13 protein-coding genes, 2 pseudogenes and 1 riboswitch are annotated in these 17,102 nt (G+C 70.8%); of the genes and pseudogenes, 6 read left to right on the forward strand and 9 right to left on the reverse strand.

Annotated elements, in window-relative coordinates; genetic code table 11:
• Positions 1 to 35: 35 nt before the first annotated feature.
• From ACZ7M3_RS12605 to ACZ7M3_RS12620, 4 genes are all read left to right on the forward strand, one after another.
• Positions 36 to 1,697 (forward strand): 5-guanidino-2-oxopentanoate decarboxylase, encoded by a 1,662-nt coding sequence (locus ACZ7M3_RS12605; RefSeq protein WP_472062876.1) that lies wholly within the window; start codon positions 36 to 38, stop codon positions 1,695 to 1,697.
• 8 nt (positions 1,698 to 1,705) lie between these two features.
• Positions 1,706 to 2,920 (forward strand): Glu/Leu/Phe/Val dehydrogenase dimerization domain-containing protein, encoded by a 1,215-nt coding sequence (locus ACZ7M3_RS12610; protein WP_472063122.1) that lies wholly within the window; start codon positions 1,706 to 1,708, stop codon positions 2,918 to 2,920.
• A gap of 146 nt (positions 2,921 to 3,066) precedes the next feature.
• Positions 3,067 to 3,486 carry a hypothetical protein gene (locus ACZ7M3_RS12615; RefSeq protein ID WP_097223908.1) on the forward strand — a complete coding sequence of 140 codons (420 nt, stop codon included), beginning with the start codon at positions 3,067 to 3,069 and terminating at the stop codon, positions 3,484 to 3,486.
• A gap of 25 nt (positions 3,487 to 3,511) precedes the next feature.
• Entirely contained in the window at positions 3,512 to 4,132 is a 621-nt protein-coding gene (locus tag ACZ7M3_RS12620; protein WP_351435832.1) for a TetR/AcrR family transcriptional regulator, read from the forward strand.
• A 451-nt stretch (positions 4,133 to 4,583) separates the two neighbouring features.
• Here the strand turns inward: ACZ7M3_RS12620 and ACZ7M3_RS12625 are convergent, their stop codons facing one another.
• Together ACZ7M3_RS12625 and ACZ7M3_RS12630 are read right to left on the reverse strand one after the other, a co-directional pair.
• Positions 4,584 to 5,369 (reverse strand): SGNH/GDSL hydrolase family protein, encoded by a 786-nt coding sequence (locus ACZ7M3_RS12625; RefSeq protein WP_351299533.1) that lies wholly within the window; start codon positions 5,367 to 5,369, stop codon positions 4,584 to 4,586.
• 143 nt (positions 5,370 to 5,512) lie between these two features.
• A complete protein-coding gene (locus ACZ7M3_RS12630) occupies positions 5,513 to 6,229 on the reverse strand; it encodes a DUF6250 domain-containing protein (RefSeq protein WP_472062878.1) in 717 nt (238 codons plus the stop codon).
• 233 nt (positions 6,230 to 6,462) lie between these two features.
• Between ACZ7M3_RS12630 and ACZ7M3_RS12635 the strand changes: the two are divergent.
• Positions 6,463 to 6,561: pseudogene (locus ACZ7M3_RS12635) on the forward strand (IS110 family transposase); the annotation flags it as partial.
• A gap of 50 nt (positions 6,562 to 6,611) precedes the next feature.
• On the opposite strand, the pseudogene ACZ7M3_RS12640 reads toward ACZ7M3_RS12635, so the two are convergent.
• From ACZ7M3_RS12640 to ACZ7M3_RS12650, 3 genes and pseudogenes are all read right to left on the reverse strand, one after another.
• A pseudogene (locus ACZ7M3_RS12640) lies at positions 6,612 to 7,943 on the reverse strand (rhamnogalacturonan lyase family protein); the annotation flags it as partial.
• 347 nt (positions 7,944 to 8,290) lie between these two features.
• On the reverse strand, positions 8,291 to 9,271 hold the full coding sequence (locus ACZ7M3_RS12645) for a M23 family metallopeptidase (protein WP_472062879.1): 981 nt from the start codon (positions 9,269 to 9,271) through the stop codon (positions 8,291 to 8,293).
• A gap of 2 nt (positions 9,272 to 9,273) precedes the next feature.
• Positions 9,274 to 9,432: riboswitch (cyclic di-AMP (ydaO/yuaA leader) on the reverse strand.
• A 301-nt stretch (positions 9,433 to 9,733) separates the two neighbouring features.
• On the reverse strand, positions 9,734 to 11,803 hold the full coding sequence (locus ACZ7M3_RS12650; RefSeq protein WP_472062880.1) for an alpha-galactosidase: 2,070 nt from the start codon (positions 11,801 to 11,803) through the stop codon (positions 9,734 to 9,736).
• Between the two features lie 182 nt (positions 11,804 to 11,985).
• Here ACZ7M3_RS12650 and ACZ7M3_RS12655 point away from each other — a divergent pair, with 182 nt between their 5' ends.
• Positions 11,986 to 12,783 (forward strand): tyrosine-protein phosphatase, encoded by a 798-nt coding sequence (locus tag ACZ7M3_RS12655; protein WP_450423978.1) that lies wholly within the window; start codon positions 11,986 to 11,988, stop codon positions 12,781 to 12,783.
• Positions 12,784 to 12,820: 37 nt separating this feature from the next.
• Here ACZ7M3_RS12655 and ACZ7M3_RS12660 read toward each other — a convergent pair whose 3' ends face one another.
• From ACZ7M3_RS12660 to dxs, 4 genes are all read right to left on the reverse strand, one after another.
• On the reverse strand, positions 12,821 to 12,937 hold the full coding sequence (locus ACZ7M3_RS12660; protein ID WP_054232722.1) for a DUF6126 family protein: 117 nt from the start codon (positions 12,935 to 12,937) through the stop codon (positions 12,821 to 12,823).
• 59 nt (positions 12,938 to 12,996) lie between these two features.
• Positions 12,997 to 13,650: a helix-turn-helix domain-containing protein gene (locus tag ACZ7M3_RS12665; protein WP_095851334.1), complete on the reverse strand. Its 654-nt coding sequence runs from the start codon at positions 13,648 to 13,650 to the stop codon at positions 12,997 to 12,999.
• A 120-nt stretch (positions 13,651 to 13,770) separates the two neighbouring features.
• Positions 13,771 to 15,171, reverse strand: coding sequence for an aspartate aminotransferase family protein (locus ACZ7M3_RS12670; RefSeq protein WP_472062882.1), 1,401 nt, complete (start codon positions 15,169 to 15,171; stop codon positions 13,771 to 13,773).
• Entirely contained in the window at positions 15,168 to 17,096 is a 1,929-nt protein-coding gene (gene dxs / locus ACZ7M3_RS12675; protein ID WP_472062883.1) for a 1-deoxy-D-xylulose-5-phosphate synthase, read from the reverse strand. The genes ACZ7M3_RS12670 and dxs overlap by 4 nt, the downstream gene beginning before the upstream one ends.
• Between the last annotated feature and the right edge of the window lie 6 nt (positions 17,097 to 17,102).

The following is a 17,102-nucleotide window of genomic DNA, read 5'->3' on the forward strand; positions in this document are numbered from 1 at the left end:
TCGGTCGCGCCGCTCGTTCCGCACCTGGAGGCACCATGGAGGCCGACCAGCGCACCGACCTGCGCACCGCCTCGCGCACCGGCGTGCTCACCGGTGGCGAGGCGCTCGTCCGGGCGCTCGCCGCGCATGACGTGACACAGGCGTTCGGCATCCCCGGCACGCACAACCTGGAGATCTACCGGCACCTGGCGGCGTACGGCGTCCGGCACGCGACCCCGCGCCACGAACAGGGCGCCGGCTATGCCGCCGACGGGTACGCGCGCGTGACGGGCCGCCCCGGTGTCGTGATCACGACCACCGGTCCCGCGCTCCTCAACGTCACGGCCGCCGTCGGGCAGGCCTACTCGGACAGCGTGCCCCTGCTGGTCGTCTCCCCGGGTATGCCGCTGCGCCACCCCGGGCTGTCGACCGGGCTGCTGCACGAGATGCGCAGCCAGACCGAGGCGCTGCGGGGCGTCGCCGCGTTCAGTCACCGGGTCTCCTCGGTGGCCGAGATCGGCGCCGCCGTGGCGCGCGCGTTCACCCTCTTCCGCACGCGGCGACCGCGGCCGGTGCACCTCGAGGTGCCGCTGGACCTGCTGACGGCGGCCGAGACCGCCGGACCGGTGCGGCTCGCCCCCGCCACCGCGCCGACCCTGCCGGACGCCGAGGCCGTACGACGGGCCGCGCGCGCCCTGCGGGAGGCGCGGCGGCCCGCACTGGTGCTCGGCGGTGGCGCGCGCGGCGCCGCGACCGCCTGTCTCACTCTCGCGGAGGCGTGCGGCGCGCCCGTCGTGACGACCGCCAACGGCAAGGGCGTCGTACCCGAGCGGCATCCGCTCTCGCTCGGCGTCTCGCTGCACACTGAGTCGGTGCAGAAGTGGCTGGTGGGTCGCGATGTCGTCCTCGCCGTGGGCACGGAGCTGGCCGAGTCCGATTTCTGGTCGCCGCCGCCCGCCCTCGGGGGCACGCTCGTCCGGGCCGACCTCGACCCGGACCAGATGCACTCCGGGCTGCCCACGGACATCGCGCTCGTCGGCGACGCGCGGGCCTCCCTGGAGGGGCTGTTGTCGGAAATGGGCCTCCACGCGCGCGTGCGGCACGACATCCCCGGCCCACGAGGCGGCGTCGACGTCGACGAGGTCGCCGCGGTGCGGGACGCGCGGTACGCCGGGAGTGCCGCGCGCGACGCGCGCTGGATCCCGTACCTGCGGGCGATCCGCGCCGTCCTGGCCGACGACGCGGTCATCACCTCGGACAGTGCCCAGTGCTGCTACTACGGCGCGCTCCCGCACCTCCCGCTGGGCCCGGCGGGACGCTATCTTCACCCGACCGGCTTCGGCACGCTCGGCTACGCGCTGCCCGCGGCGCTCGGCGCCAAGGTGGCGTGCCCGGAGCGCCAGGTGGTGGCGCTGAGCGGGGACGGCGGCCTCCAGTTCACGGTGCAGGAGCTGGCGACCGCCGCGCAGCTGCGACTCCCGCTGCCCGTCGTGGTGTTCGACAACGGCGGCTACGGAGAGATCCGCGACGAGATGGCCGCCCGTGGCGACCGCCCGACCGCGGTGGACCTCGCGCCGGTCGATCTGCCCGCCCTGGCCCGCGCCTACGGAGGACAGGGCACACGCGTGTGCCACCCCGACGAGCTGGCCCTCGCTCTCACCGAGGCGCTGCGCACGCCTGGTCCCACCCTGATCGCCGTCCCCGAGGAGACCCGATGACCACGCCCATGACCACGCCCCCGACCGCGCCGCTCACCTCGCCTTCGACCGCGCCCCTGATCACGCTCACCTGGACCGACCACGTCACGGGCAGACCGGGCTATCTCGTGGTCGACCGGCTCGTCCGGGGCGTCTCCAGCGGCGGCCTGCGGATGCGCGCGGGCTGCACCCTGGACGAGGTCGCCGGGCTCGCCCGCGGGATGACGATGAAGGAGGCCCTGCACTACAACCCCGAGGGCCGCTACATCCCGCTGGGCGGCGCCAAGGGCGGCATCGACTGCGATCCCCAGGACCCGGCGGCGTACGGCCTGCTGGTGCGCTATCTGCGCGCCATGCGCCCCTACATCGAGAGCTTCTGGACCACGGGTGAGGACCTCGGGCTCACCCAGGACCTGGTCGACCGGGCCGCCGAGGAGGCGGGGCTCGTCTCGTCCATCCAGGCCGTGTACCCGCTGCTCGACGACGAGACGACGGCCCGTCGGCGGCTCGCGGACGCCTTCGCGGTCGACGTGGACGGGATCGGGCTCGACGAACTGGTCGGCGGCTGCGGTGTCGCCGAGTCGGTGCTCGCGGCCCTGGACCGGGCCGGGGTGGCGCACGCGGGGACGCGCGTGGCCGTGCAGGGCCTGGGCACCATGGGCGGAGCCACGGCCCGCTTCCTCTCCCGCGCGGGCCTCGCCATCGTCGCCGTCGCGGACGTCAAGGGCACGATCGCGAACCCGGACGGGCTGGACATCGACGCGCTGCTCGCGGCGCGGGACGCCTACGGGACGGTCGACCGCGGCGCGCTGCGCCTAGCCGACCAGGAACTCCCGGGCGACGCCTGGCTGTCCATGGACGCGGAGGTGCTGGTTCCCGCGGCGGTCTCGTACGCCATCGACACCGAGAACCAGCGGCAGATCGGCGCCCGCTGGATCGTCGAGGCGGCCAACATGCCCGTACTGCCCGAGGCGGAGGAGCTGCTCGCCGCGCGCGGGGTCGTCGTACTGCCGGACGTCGTGGTCAACTCCGGGACGAACGCCTGGTGGTGGTGGACGCTCTTCGGCGACATCGGCGCGGACGCGGACGAGGCGTTCGCGTACACCCGGCGTTCCATGCGCGACCTGATCGACCGGATGCTGTCCCGCGCGGAGGCCGACGGGACGACACCACGGGCCGCGGCGCACGCCATCGTCGCCGACCGGCTGCCGGTGATCGCGGAGCGGTTCGGGTGGTACCGCTGACGGGCATCCGTCTCGCGGCCCTCCCGTCATTCCTCCTGGGGAATTGAGGCGCGGGGCCGGCGACAGCAGAGTCCGTGCAGCGAGGGCGCGTGAGCGCGAGTGACCGCCCCTCCCCACACGAAGTCCGACTCGTACCGGGAGCATCCATGCCCACCATCGACCCGCAGGACCTGATCGAGCGCTACATCGGCGTCTGGAACGAGCCCGATCCCGAGATCCGCCGCAAGACCGTGGACGAACTCTGGGCTCAGGACGGTCTGCACGTCCTCCGGCCGCCCCAGCAGATGCGGGACACCGCGGTGGGCCTCGGCTTCACCACCGCCGCCCTGGAGGCCCGTGGCCACGACGAGCTGCACACGCGCGTGACCCGCGCCCACGACGAATTCGTCGCTCCGGGGACCTACGTCTTCCGCATCCAGGAACCCGCCCAACAGCTGCGGGACGTCATCACGTTCCGCTGGGAGTCCTTCCACACCGGGGAGGGACGGGCCACGGGCGGTGGCCGGGAGTTCCTGGTCCTCGACGAGGACGGCCGCATCCGGTTTGACTACCAGTTCGTCGACTGACCCCGTCGAGCATTAGGGTTACCGCGTGGCGAGGGTGCGGTTGAGCGTGGCGGAACGGCGCGAGGAGTTGCTGCGCGCCGCCATCGAGCAGATCGAGGCGCGGGGCGTGGCGGCGGTGCGGATCGCCGACGTGGCCTCGGTCCTCGGGGTGAGCAACGCGTTGGTGCTGTACCACTTCTCCACCAAGGAGAAGCTGGTCGCCGCCGCGTTCACCTACGCGGCCGAGGACGACCTCGCCCATCTGCGCAAGCTGCTCGGCCGTCGTACGTCGGCGCTGCGCAGGCTGCGTGCCGCCGTGCGCTGGTACGCGCCGACCGGTCAGGCCAAGGGCTGGCGGCTGTGGATCGAGGGCTGGGCGGCCGCCCTGCGCGAGCCCGCGCTTCAGGAGGTCACGCGTGATCTCGACAAGCAGTGGAAGGCCGCGATCACCGAGGTGATCGCGGAGGGAGTGGCGGCCGGCGAGTTCGCGTGCCCGGATCCCACGGGTGCCGCCCTGCGGCTGACGGCGCTGCTCGACGGGCTCGCCGTGCAGATGACCGCCTACACGGGAGCGGTGTCGCGGGCGCGGGCCCAGGAGTGGGTGGACGAGGCGCTCGCCCGGGAACTGGGGCTCGCGCGGGAGGCGTTGACGGCGGCGGTGCGCTGAGGCGCACGCCGGGCCGCGCGCCCGGACGGTTCGGCTCGGCCGCCCACCGAGCGGGTCGGTCCGGCTGCTGCCGGCCCACCCCGGGCCGTTCACCTCGTCGGCCGCCGGATCGCAGCCACCAGAGTCGGCTCCGCCCACCGCCGAGCCACCGGGGAGGCGTGCACGGGGGCACGGCCGACCCGGCCCGGCGACAGCCGCCGCGCCACAAAGGCCGGAGGCGCGGGGGCAAGTTCGGCCCGTGCCGCCTGGCGGGCACGCCGCCGAGGCGGGTCCGTGACGGGCGGCACGTCCCGCCGCCAGGGCCGCCGGCTGCCGACGCGCCAATGACACGACGGACACCGACTCCCTGCCGACGCACGGTGAAGCCGACACCGACAACGGCCCCGCGCATCACGTCTGCGGCCCCCGCGCCCACTCCCTCCAAGCCACCGGCACGTCGGAGGCCCGTCGTTCAGGCCACCGACTCGATCCGCATCTTGATGTCGTCGGGCGAGAGGCTGCCCTTGGCGGCCACGTGGTCGCCGGAGGACTCCCCGCGCAGTCGGCGCCCGATCCACGGAACGAGGTACTCGCGCGCCCAGTGGATGTTGTCGCGCCGGACCTCGAGCGTGCCGCGGGGCGGCAGCGGAGGCCAGGGCTGGTCGGGGTCCGCGGGCACTTCGAGGCCGAGGACCTGGCCGGCGCGCAGCGCGACCCGGGTGTGGCCCTCGGGCGAGAGGTGCAAACGGTCGCCGTCCCAGGCGCGGCGGTCCTGGATCGTCTTCAGGGACCACAGGTCGAGGACCGGACAGCCGTACCGGTCCGCGATGGCCCTCACGTGCCCGTTGTACGTGGCGATCTTGCCGCGCAGATGTTTCAGCACGGGGACGGTACGGGTGTCGAAGCCGGTCGTCACCAAGACGGTGCCGACGGCGGAGGTGAGGTCGGCGACCGCGCGTTCGAAGCGCTCGGCGACCTCGTCGGGATCGGTGCCTGGCCGGATGATGTCGTTGCCGCCCGCGCAGAAGGAGACCAGGTCGGGGGCGAGTTCCTTGGCGTCCCGGAGCTGGTCCTCGACGATCTGGTCGAGCAGCTTTCCGCGTACGGCGAGGTTGGTGTAGGTGAAGTCGCCTTCGGGCCGCCGGTCGGCGAGGAGCACCGCGAACCGGTCGGCCCACCCGACGAAGGCCCCGTCGGGGCCGGGGTCGCCGACGCCTTCGGTGAAGCTGTCCCCCACCGCCACGTACGACCCGATCACTGATCTGTTGTCACTCTTCGAATCGTCTGCCACATCGGCCCATGATTCACCTTTCGATGTGAGCTACGCGACCGTAGGAAGGGGTTGACGGGTGGTGAGATAAGCCACTCGTAAAGTGTGACCGAACCCGGAATAAGGCCCTGTCAGGAGTGGTTGAACAGCCGCCACACCCGGAAGCCCTCGATCCGGAAGTGACTCCATGTGGTCCGGAACGCGAAGTGCCCGCTCGTGTACGGTTCCGGGTCGCCGTAGTCGAAAACGAGCCGTCCGTTGTTCCACCAGCGGACCGTGGAACCGTCCGAGACGATCCGGACACGGTTCGGCTCGTTGGCCGTGAGCAGTGGCTCCGTGTAGTCGTGGACGAGCGGGCGGACGCCCGGCTCCCCGACGTACCGGCGCAGCCGCGTGGTCGTGTTGGTGTTGGCGCCGTATCCGACGTAGTACGTCTTCAGGTAGTCGTATTCGGCCAGGGCACCGCCCCGGGGTGTGGCGAAGAGGTCGTCCGGGGAGCGGACGTCGACGGCGTTCCAGAAGTTGTTGAGGTCGGAGACCCGGTCGTTGAGGCCGCCCTCGGAGACCAGTGTGGCGGTGTACTCGATGACGTAGGGCCCTTCGAGCCGCTGCTTGAACCAGACCGTCGCACCGCTCGGTACGTCGATCTCCAGGACGCCGTGCGAGGCGGTGACCGTGCCGCCGTCCTGCAGTTCGGTGACCCACTGGCCGAGGCCGCGGCGGAAGCCGTCGTGGGCGATGAGCCGGCCGCGACGGTGGCGCGGCGAGGCGCTCGCGGTGGCGGCCGGGACGAGCGTCGACAGTGCGGCACCGGCGGCGAGGGTCGCGAAGGCTCTGCGGGTGGTCATGAGGTCCTACCTTCTTGATGCGGGTCTGAGTTGGTCATTCGTAAGATCAGCGGGCCCAGGGGTTTCGGGTATGGCTGTCATGGGGTCGCCGTTGGATGGCTCAAGGAACTTGGCCGCCCGGAGCCCCGCGACGGCTCGACCGCTGATTGGGAGATGCGACGCGATCGCTGTGTAGGACAACGTCGGCGAGGTCGTCTGCTGGGTTCATGTACGACGAGCCGGCGGAGGTGGCCGTGCCCGAGATCTGGGCCGGAGTGGACATCGGCAAGGAACATCACCACTGCGTGGTGATCGACGCGCAGGGCAAACGGCTGCTGTCCCGGCGGGTACTCCGGACGTTGAAGACGCCCGCGCCGATGCGGGTGACGTCGGCGGTGGAGGTCCAGTACTCGTAGCCGGGGTGGCCGGGGTCGATGTCGGCGGCGCTGCCCCGGCCGACGTCGAGGTCGGATTCGCTCGTCGGGTCGGCCGGGTGCTCGCCGGTCACCAGGCGCTGACCGGTGTCGGCGTCGTAGTAGTACCAAGGGAACTTCGATGCGACGCCCAGTTCGGACTGCTGGATCGCGAAGCCCTCCAGGCCGGGCCGGTCGGGGTCGAGGTCGGCGATGTCGAAACGGTCGCCGTGTCCGGCACCGTCGACGACGTAGCGCGGCGTGCCGTCGCTGCCCACGACGTAGTTGCCGTCGGCGATCTCGTCCTTGCCGTCCTGGTCGACGTCGACGGTCCGGGTCTGGTGGAAGCTGGTGGCGCCGCTGCCGGCCGGGACGACGTACTTCCAACGCCGGTTCAGCTCCGTGCCGTTGAAGTCCCAGGTGTGGAAGAGGATCCGGAAGGCTCCGCGTTTGGCGCCGACCCGGGTGACCAACTTCGTGACGAGGCTGGGGTGTAAGCCGTCGAGGTACGCGATGCCGAAGTGCCCGCCGGAGGGGCCGTCGGCGACGAGGTCGTCGGGCACGGGCTGCCGAGTGCGCTCGCTGCCCGTCTTCCCGTCGATCACCGAGATGAACTGGCTGGCGGGCGAGTCGGCGGTCACCTTCGCGCCGTCCGCGAAGGTGGTCCCGTCGGCCGTGTGCACCAGCACCTCGGCCTTGCCGTCGCTGTCGAGGTCGTACACGGTGACGTTGTCGTCGTTGCGGTAGCCGCCGATCGGCGTCGAGCCGCTGATCGCGGCGGGCTCGGGGTCGTTGGCGCCGTTCCCGCCGACCCGGGTGTACGAGCCCGGGCCGAGGTCGACGCGCCACAGCCGCGCGCCGGTGAGCGTGTACACCTCCAGGAGGTCGGGCTTGTCGCGGGTCTGCGCGAGCCGGCTGACGACGAGTTCGTAGCGTCCGTCGCCGTCGAGGTCGCCGGGCCAGGCGTGTTGCACGGTGTATCCGTCGGCGGCGGCCAGCGGAATCTCGGCGTAGCCCCGCACGAAGTCGAGCGCCACCGAACTCGGCTTCCGCTCATGGCCGTTGACGACGGCACGCACGGTGAAGGTGCCGGTGCCCCGGCTGTCGTCCTGGTACGTGGCCGACCGGGTGACCGGCGCCTGGTTGAGCCGCCGTCCGCCCTTGTACACGTTGAACGCGATCGCGTCTCCGGTGGGGGTACCCCCTGTTCGAGCGGAGCCGAGAACTTGGGGGAGCGCATACTCCGTGCCGAGTAACCGCCAGCTCAGGAAGGTTGCCTTGCCCGAGGGGACGGCGATCAGGCCGCGGTCCAGGTTCTCCATGATCCGGCGCGACGGCGGACGCAGTTCGGTGGCGTGCGAGGGCGCGGCGACCAGACCGGCCAGTAGCGCGCAGGCGGTGATGACGCCGAGTCTTCGAGGTCTCACGATGGCGTGCTCCTTGCGGTGGCGACTTCGGCCGCGATGTCGCCGCCGAAGACGCAGAAAGCGCTTACGGAGATCACTGTGGAGTCACTCTCGCACCGTGTCGAGGCCTCGTACGCCGGTGCCACACGACCGCAATGTGCCGATCATGAAAGGACCACGCCGGGACGCGTGGGGAAAGGCCGAGGGCCGGACCCCGCGATCGCGGGGTCCGGCCCTCGAAGACGTGAGAGGCACGGCGGACGTCAGCCGACGGCGACACCGTGCGAGCGAAGGTACGCGACCGGGTCCATGTCCGAGCCGTAGTTCGGGGTGGTGCGGATCTCGAAGTGCAGGTGCGGACCGGTGACGTTGCCGGTCGCGCCGGAGAGGCCGATCTGCTGACCCTCGGTCACGGTCTGGCCCGCCGAGACGGACAGGGCGGACAGGTGGGCGTACTGCGAGTACCGGCCGTCGGCGTGCTGGATGACGACCTGGTTGCCGTACGCGCCGCCCCAGCCGGCCGATACGACGGTGCCGGCGGCAATGGCCTTGATGGTGGTACCGGTCGGGACCACGAAGTCCACGCCGGTGTGGTAGCCGCTGGACCACATGCTGCCGGCGACCTTGTAGCCGGTGCCGATGGTGGCGCCCCCGACCGGCAGGGTGTAACCGGTGTTGGTGGCGGTGCCGGTGGCCCGGGTGGTGGCGGCCTGGGGCTTGGGCGCGTCCGCCGCGCCGGACGACCCGGCAGCCGACTGCGCCGACGATCGCGTGGACGTCTTGGCGGACGACTGCGTGGACGGCTTGGTCGACGGCTCGGTGTCGTCGGTCGACGCGGTCCTCACGCCGATCGTGAGCTTCAGGCCGGGGTGGATCATCGAGGGGTCGCTGCCGATGACCTGGCGGTTGTCGGAGTAGAGCTTCTGCCAGCCGCCACTGAGGTGCTGTCGCTCAGCGATCTTGGAGAGCCAGTCGCCGGCCTTCACCGAATAGGTCTTCGTCGAGGCCGTGGAGGTCGTCGCGGTCTTTTCCGAAACCGTCGCGGTCTTTTCGGAAACCGTCGCGCCGGAAATCGTCGCGGTCTTTTCCGGAGTGGATGAAACCGCGGCCGTCGGCGTCACGGCATGGGCACCGGCGGCCCCCATCAGCGGCAGCGCGAGGGCGGCGCCACCGGTTCCGGCCACGGCGATCGAGCGGGAGAAACGCTGGGACTTGGGTCGGCGGTGCTTACCCTTCGCGGGCATGAAGAATTCCTCTCCGGCGCCTGCGAGGTGAGCTGTCGGGTGCGGGCTGGAGATGCCCGGCCACGCGGCTGCGCGGCTATACCCCTAGCCGTTCCGGAGACCGGAACAGGCGTGGTACCTGTGGGTCCCCCGCTCCTGCCGGTTACCGGTGGGTGTGCGGATACCGGGCGGCGGCAGGATTGGGCGTCCGTCCGGATTGAGGGCGAACGTAAGCGAGATGGGGGCGCATCGCCAACCATGTGGCTTTTCTGTGCGCGTGCCTTTCTTGATCCATGCCGGAATTCCGGTCACCCTCCGTGGACAATGATCTCCCCCGCCCCTCAACCCGCCCGGGAATTCGGGCGGATCGAGAAAGCGGGCCGGCAACGCATCGTCACGAATATGACGCTGCTCACGCACGTCACACCACGGTCCTTCATTCCAGGGCCAGTTGGAATTAAGGCATCAATAAGGACAGAACGCTCACATGCGACGCAGTCGGATAACTGCCGCATCGAAGTCTCCGCGCAGCCCCGTCCGCAACCCGTGATGCAACAGCACCGCACCTCGGTGCACTTCGCCCGTTTCGCGGCATTCGTACGAGGCGCTCGCATCGAGCCCACGCAACCGGAGCGGGGCGACCGGCTCGCCGTGATGCTGCGCCTGGAGCAGGGCGAGGACGACGGTCTCATCGCCGCGGACGTACTGCACGGCGCTCAGCCCGCCCTCCGGAGGCCGCAGCCGGTAGAGGTCGCCGTGCTGCACGACCGGCCGGATCTCCTTGTAGAGGTCCACCCACTCCCGCGCCTCGACAAGCTCCGCCTCGCTCCAGTCGGCCAGGTCGCCGCCCACGCCCAGTACCCCAGCCATGGCGCTCACGAACCGGAAGCGCAGCGAGCTGATCCGACCGTTGAGCTGCGCGTTCGGACTGTCCGTGACCCAGGCGGCCATGATCCGGGCCGGGTGGATCTGACTGAAGCCGTGCTGGATGGCGAGCCGGTCGAGCGGGTCGGTGTTGTCGGAGGTCCACACCTGGTCCGTACGCGCCATGACGCCGAGGTCGATCCGGCCGCCACCGCCCGAGCAGGACTCGAAGGCGACCCCGGGATGCTCGGCGCGCAGCCGGTCCAGGAGCCCGTACAGGGCCTCCACGTGCTCGACCCACAGCTTCTGCGGGTATGGCACACCGGGCCAACCGGCGTCCGTGAAGCAGCGGTTGAAGTCCCACTTCACATAGTCGATCGGGGCACTCGAGAGCAGACCGTCGAGCTGCTCCCACAGGTACTCCTGGACATCCGGGCGGGCGAGGTTGAGTACGAGCTGGTTGCGGAACTCCGTCCTGGTCCGCCCCGGCTGGAACTGCACCCAGTCGGGGTGCGCGCGGTACAGCTCACTGTCCGGATTGACCATCTCCGGCTCGACCCAGATCCCGAACTGCATGCCGAGCGCGTGCACGTCGTCGGCGAGCGGCTTCAGTCCCTGCGGGAAGCGCTCCGGGTTGGGGGTCCAGTCGCCGAGCCCGGCGCGGTCGCTCGTCCGCGCCCCGAACCAGCCGTCGTCGACGACGAACAGCTCGACGCCCATCTCCGCGGCCCGCCGGGCCAGCTCCCGCTGCCGCCCCTCGGAGATGTCGAAGTGCGTGGCCTCCCAGGAGTTGAAGAGCACCGGCCGGTCCTGGTCCGCGTCCGGGATCACGTACGCCCGCTGGTAGGCGTGCCACGTCCGGCTCGCCGCGCCGAAGCCGCCGTCGCTCCACAGCCCCGCGAAGACGGGGGTGGTGAACGACTCCCCCGGCTCCAGACGCAACAGTCCGGAGTCGTCGTACCCCGCGCCGCCGGAGATCTGCACGCGCGCGTCGGGGAGTTGAGCCACGCAGATCCGCCACGAGCCCGACCAGCCCAGCGCGCACCCGTAGACCTCGCCGTTCTCCTCGCTCGCCCCGCTGTCCAGCGCGACCCACGGCAGGTGCTGGTGCCCGGTGTGCCCGCGGCGGCTGCCGATGACCTTCTCACCGTAGGTGAGGGGGGAGCGCGCGAGCCGGGACTCGGCCGCCCACCGCCCGTGCAGCTGGGAGAGGCGCCAACCGTCGCGCTCGGGCAGCGTCCAGGTCGCGGAGTCCGCGCGCAGCAGCTCCAGGGAAGGTCCTTCGTTGGCCAGGGTCACCCAGCGCTCGACGACGTCGCCGCGCATCCGGTAGTGCAGGGTGATGCCGAGCCCGTCGTCCGCGAAGCGCAGCCGCAGTTCGTCACTGTCGGCCTCGTGCGCCTCGAAACGCCATTCGGTGCCGCGCCGCTCCTGCGTCCGTACGGACAGGGCCGGACGTACGAAGCGGGGGCCGCCCTCGACGGGATACTCCTCGCGCCCGTCGAGCCGGGACTCGAAGGGCCGGTACGGCGGGCCGGGCAGGGCGGCCAGCGACTCGGCGTCGGCGAGGGTGATCCGGGGCCCCCAGTGGAGATGGAGCAGTTCGTCGAGGTCGGTCAGCCGTAGTGCGTAGCTGCTCGTGGGGCCCGAAAGAAGCCACGTACGACCATCTTCGCCGATTTCGATCATCAAACCCTCACAGATTCGAACAGCCGCGCTCAATCACCAACATCATCAACGGCGTCTCACCCGGGAGGCAACGGCTGTGGACAACTTCATTGCCTGAGGAACCCATGTCGTATCGTCGAAGGCGCGATCCCCGTCGGCGAGCGTCGCCGAGCAGCGCCGGCGGTCCAATGGGAGGAGCCCCCGTGACGCAGCAGGTCCCGTCGACCGAGCCGGAGCTGGCCGGAGTGCGCAACTTCCGAGACGTGGGCGGCCTGCCCACCGTGGACGGCCGCCGGGTGCGCTACGGACGGCTGTTCCGCAGCGGTCATCTCGCGCACGCCACGGAGGAGGACGCCGCGTTCCTCTCCTCCCTCGGACTGCACACGATCTTCGACTTCCGCAATGCCGCGGACCAGAAGCTGGAGGGTCCGGACGTCGAGCTGCCGGGTGTACGGAACGTGAACCTTCCGCTCACCGACCCTGCCGACGGCAGCGAGTTCTGGAAGATGGTCCGCGACGGCGACGTCGAACAGCTGCGCGGGCACCTCGGCGACGGCAAGGGGGCGAACCGGATGATCGGTTCCTACCGCACGATCGTCAAGGAGCGCACGGCCGAGCACTCGCACGTGCTGCACGCCCTGGCCGAGGACAGCGTGCCCGCGCTGATGCACTGCGCGGCGGGCAAGGACCGCGCGGGCCTCTCCATAGCCGTGACGCTCCTCGCCCTCGACGTCGAGCGCGACGCGATCGTGGCCGACTACCTGGAGTCGAACGCGACGCACCGCCGCTACAAGGTGCGCCGCAACGGCTCCTCGGAAACGGCCCGCTCCCCCGAGGTCATGGAGCTGCTCAGCCCCCTGTTCGACGCCCGCGCCGAGTATCTGACCGCGGCCTTCGAGACGATCGAGGAGACCTGGGGCGGCATCGACGCGTACCTGGAGCGGGGGCTGGGGGTCACGCCCGAGCAGCGGGAGCGGCTGCGCGAGCGCCTGCTGGACTGAAACGCGGCGGTCCGAAACCTGGGGCCTGAACCCTGGGCTACTGGTTCTGCCCGCCCAGCTCGAACAGCAGATAGATGAAGGCCGCGAAGAGATGGCCGACGGCGATGTAGATGAAGAGCCGTACCCACAGGGCGCGGGGGAACTTCTCGACCATGCGCCGCCGCGTGGCGGGGTCGACTGATTCCGTGGGCTCCGAGGGTTGCGTGGATTCCGTCATGACAGCTCTCCCATGGTCGGGTGCCCTGCCGCCGGGCCGAGGCACAGCGCGGCGGTGGGGCTCTGCAGCAGGGTGTGTACGAAGAGGAGTTCGGCCCCCGACTGATCGGCGGCCGCGATGCGGTGCGGGGTCAGCGAGTCGAAGTGCGCGCTGTCCCCGGGCGCGAGCACCTGGGCGGTGTCCCCGAGGCGCAGCCGCAGCCGCCCCTGGAGGACGTAGAGCCACTCCTCGCCGGGGTGGACGCGCACGATGTCGCCTTGCGAGCCGTAGGGGACGTGTACCCGCAGGGCCTGCATTCCGCGGCCCGGGGCACCGGCCTGCCAGTAGGTCCAGCCGCCCGCCTTCGTCGGCTCCATGTCGGCGGCCCGGACGATCGCGTCCCGTTCGGCGACCGTCTCGCCCAGCAGCTCCGAGACCGTCGTACCGTAGATACGAGCGAGTGCGAGGAGCATCGGCAGCGAGGGCTGGCGCTGTCCCGTCTCCAGTCGGGAGAGGTGGGCAGCCGAAAGGCCGGCGGCGCGGGCCGCGGCCTCCAGGGTCAGCGAGGCCCGGCGGCGCAGCGCACGCAGCTGCGGTGCGACGGCGGGCAGCGCCTCGGCTGCTGCGGACTCGGGCGGTGTGGCGGCCGCCCCCGACTCGACAGGGCTCATGACTCCATTGAGCCGCACCCTTGCCTCTCGGGCAAGTTTGTTGCCCCAGAGGCAAAGCAGCCGCCCCTGGTCGAGGCGGACCCGTACTTCGAGCCCGCCCCGCCTCTTCGTGCCGCAGGGCTAGCGGTTGGCGACCGCCTGCTTGACCAGGGTTTTTCCGAAGTCCCACATCAGGCCGCCGCCGCTGTGCGCGTCGTCCATCACGTCGGTGAAGGCCTCCACGAACCGGTCCACGTCCCGTTCGCCGATGATCAGCGGCGGGATCAGCTTGATCACCTCCAGGTGGTCGCCGGAGACCTGGGTGAGGATGCGGTGCCGCTGGAGCAGCGGGACGACGACCATCTGCGCGAACAGGCCCTTGCGCGCGGCCTGCAGCATGGTCCAACGACTGCGCAGCTTGAGCGACTTGGGCCGACCGAACTCGATGCCGATCATCAGGCCCCGGCCCCGTACGTCGCTCAGCAGCTCGTACTTGTCGATGAGCGCCGCGAGCCGGGACCTGAGTTGTTCTCCCGTGGCCCGAGCGTTGGCGACGATCTGTTCGTTCTCCATCACGGAGAGCACGGCGAGGCCCGCCGCCATGGCCTGCGCGTTCGAGCCGAAGCTCGCCGAGTGCACGAGGACCCGGTCCATGGACGAGTAGACCTTCTTGAAGATCCAGTCCTTGCCGAGCGTCGCGCCGACCGGCACATAGCCGCCGGACAGCGCCTTCGCCACGCACACCAGGTCCGGTTCGACGCCGTCCTCGTGCTGGTAGGCGTAGAAGTCTCCGGTCCGCCCGAGGCCCGTCTGCACCTCGTCCGCGATGAGCAGCGCCTTGTGCCGGTGCAGCAGCTCCTGCGCGGCACGCAGATATCCGGGTGGGGCCTCGTGCACGCCCTTGCCCTGGATGGGCTCGACGATCAGCCCGGCGACATCCCCCTTCTTCAGCTCCCGGGCCAGAGTGTCCAGGTCACCGAGCGGAACGGCGGTGTCGGGCAGCAGCGGGGCGAAGCCGTCGCGGAAGCCGTCCTCGCCGTTGACGGACAGCGAGCCGGTGGTCAGCCCGTGGAAGGCGTGGGAGCAGTAGAGGATCCTCGGCCTCCCGGTGGCGTACCGGGCGAACTTGAGCGCGGTCTCCACCGCCTCCGTACCGCTGTTGCCGAAGAACACCCGGTCCAGGTGGGGACTGTGGGCGAGCAGCCTCTCGGCGAGGAGCCCGGGCAGCGGCTGGCAGTCGAAGCGGGTGAGGTCGGCGAGCGAGGCGTCCAGGACGTCGTGCAGCGCCTTGCGGACGACGGGGTGGTGACGGCCCAAACCCATCACTCCGAACCCGGCGAGCATGTCCAGGTAGTCGTTGCCGTCCGCGTCCCAGAAGTGCGCGCCCTCGGCCCGCTCGTACACCTTGTCGAAGCCGATGGTGTGCAGCATGCGCGGGAGCTGGTGGTTCAGGTACTTGGTGTGCAGCTCGTAGCGCTCGGCTCCGCGCTCGGCGAGGAGCGCGCCGAGGTCGAACTCCCCCTTCTCCACAGGGTCGGTCATTCCTGTTTCTCCTTGGACAACTCATCCTCGAACGGCATGTCCTTCGACAGCGCGTCCTTGACGGCCAGACCGGCGCTGATCCGCCCGGCGATCTCGACGGGCGTGAGACCTATGTCGGCCAGCACCTCCCCGCGCTTGGCGTGCGCGAGGAACTGATCCGGGATTCCGAAGCGCCGTACGGGCACGTCGACCTCGGCGTCCCCGAGCGCCAGCGCGACCGCCGCGCCGACGCCGGCCGCCCGGCTGTTGTCCTCGACGACCGCGACGAGCCGGTGCTCGGCGGCGAGGCCGGGCAGCGCGGGGTCGACGGGTTTGACCCAGCGCGGGTCGACGACCGTGCAGCCGACACCACGGGCCTCCAGCAGCTCGGCCGCCTGGAGGCAGACCGGCGCCATCACGCCGACGGCGACCAGGAGGACCTGCGGGATGTCGTCGGAGCGGTGCAGGACGTCGAGGCCGCCCAGATGGTCGACCGCCGGGATCGCGGGGCCCACCGACTCCTTCGGGAAGCGGATCAGCGTCGGCGCGTCGTCGACGGCGACCGCCTCCCGCAGCTGGGCCCGCAGCTGGTCGGCGTCGCGCGGCGCGGCGATCCTCAGGCCCGGCACGACCTGGAGGATCGACATGTCCCACATGCCGTTGTGCGAGGCCCCGTCGACGCCGGTGACCCCCGCCCGGTCCAGCACGAAGGTCACTCCGCAGCGGTGCAGCGCGACATCCATGAGGAGCTGGTCGAAGGCCCGGTTGAGGAAGGTCGCGTAGACGGCGACGACCGGGTGGAGACCGCCGGTGGCGAGCCCGGCCGCCGACACCGTGGCGTGCTGTTCGGCGATCCCGACGTCCCACACCCGGTCGGGGAACCGCTCGGCGAACTTCCCGAGCCCCACCGGGTGCAGCATGGCCGCCGTGATCGCCACGACGTCGTCCCGCTCCTCGCCGATCCGGAGTATCTCGTCCCCGAACACCGAGGTCCAGGACGGCCCGCCCGAGGGCGCCAGCGGCTCGCACGTCAGCGGATCCATCACGCCGACCGTGTGGAAGTGGTCCTCCTCGTGCGCGAGCGCGGGCTCGTAACCGCGCCCCTTCTCGGTCAGGCAGTGCACCAGCACCGGCCCGTGGAAACGTTTCGCGCGGCGCAGCGCGGACTCCACGGCCCCGACGTCGTGCCCGTCGATCGGCCCGACGTACTTGAGCCCCAGGTCCTCGAACATGCCCTGCGGCGCGAAGGCGTCCTTGAACCCCTTCTTCGCGCCGTGCAGCGACTCGTAGAGGGTGTGTCCGACGACGGGGGTGCGCAGCAGTACGTCCTTGCCCCAGGCGAGGACCCTCTCGTAGCTGTCGGTCGTCCGCAGGGTCGCGAGGTGGTTGGCGAGGCCACCGATGGTCGGCGCGTACGAGCGTTCGTTGTCGTTGACGACGATGATCAGCGGACGGTCCTTGGCGGCGGCGATGTTGTTCAGCGCCTCCCACGCCATGCCGCCGGTCAGCGCGCCGTCGCCGATGACCGCGACGACATGTCCCTTCTCGCCCTGCACCTGACGGGCCTTGGCGAGCCCGTCCGCCCAGCCGAGCGCCGTGGAGGCGTGGCTGTTCTCGATGATGTCGTGCTCGGACTCCTCACGCGAGGGATAGCCGGACAGGCCACCCTTTCCGCGCAGCTTGGAGAAGTCCTGGCGTCCTGTCAGCAGCTTGTGTACGTAGCTCTGGTGGCCGGTGTCCCACAGGATGCGGTCGACGGGTGACTCGAAGACCCGGTGGAGCGCGATGGAGAGTTCCACCACCCCCAGATTGGGTCCGAGGTGACCGCCGGTCCTGGCGACCGCGTGCACCAGGAACTCCCTGATCTCATCCGCCAGTTCACCGACGTCCGCCTCGGACAGCGCCTTCAGGTCGCGTGGTCCCCGGATGCTCTCCAGAATCGTCACGCTCGG

This window comes from Streptomyces sp. NPDC111656, assembly GCF_055656965.1.

Excerpts from the sequence above, each read along its gene's own strand:
- ACZ7M3_RS12630 (WP_472062878.1), bottom strand. The coding sequence starts at position 6,229 with ATGACCACCCGCAGAGCCTTCGCGACCCTCGCCGCCGGTGCCGCACTG.
- ACZ7M3_RS12645 (WP_472062879.1), bottom strand. The coding sequence starts at position 9,271 with ATGCCCGCGAAGGGTAAGCACCGCCGACCCAAGTCCCAGCGTTTCTCC.
- ACZ7M3_RS12660 (WP_054232722.1), bottom strand. The coding sequence starts at position 12,937 with ATGGTCGAGAAGTTCCCCCGCGCCCTGTGGGTACGGCTCTTCATCTAC.
- ACZ7M3_RS12650 (WP_472062880.1), bottom strand. The coding sequence starts at position 11,803 with ATGATCGAAATCGGCGAAGATGGTCGTACGTGGCTTCTTTCGGGCCCC.
- ACZ7M3_RS12665 (WP_095851334.1), bottom strand. The coding sequence starts at position 13,650 with ATGAGCCCTGTCGAGTCGGGGGCGGCCGCCACACCGCCCGAGTCCGCA.
- ACZ7M3_RS12670 (WP_472062882.1), bottom strand. The coding sequence starts at position 15,171 with ATGACCGACCCTGTGGAGAAGGGGGAGTTCGACCTCGGCGCGCTCCTC.
- ACZ7M3_RS12610 (WP_472063122.1), top strand. The coding sequence starts at position 1,706 with ATGACCACGCCCCCGACCGCGCCGCTCACCTCGCCTTCGACCGCGCCC.
- ACZ7M3_RS12605 (WP_472062876.1), top strand. The coding sequence starts at position 36 with ATGGAGGCCGACCAGCGCACCGACCTGCGCACCGCCTCGCGCACCGGC.
- ACZ7M3_RS12615 (WP_097223908.1), top strand. The coding sequence starts at position 3,067 with ATGCCCACCATCGACCCGCAGGACCTGATCGAGCGCTACATCGGCGTC.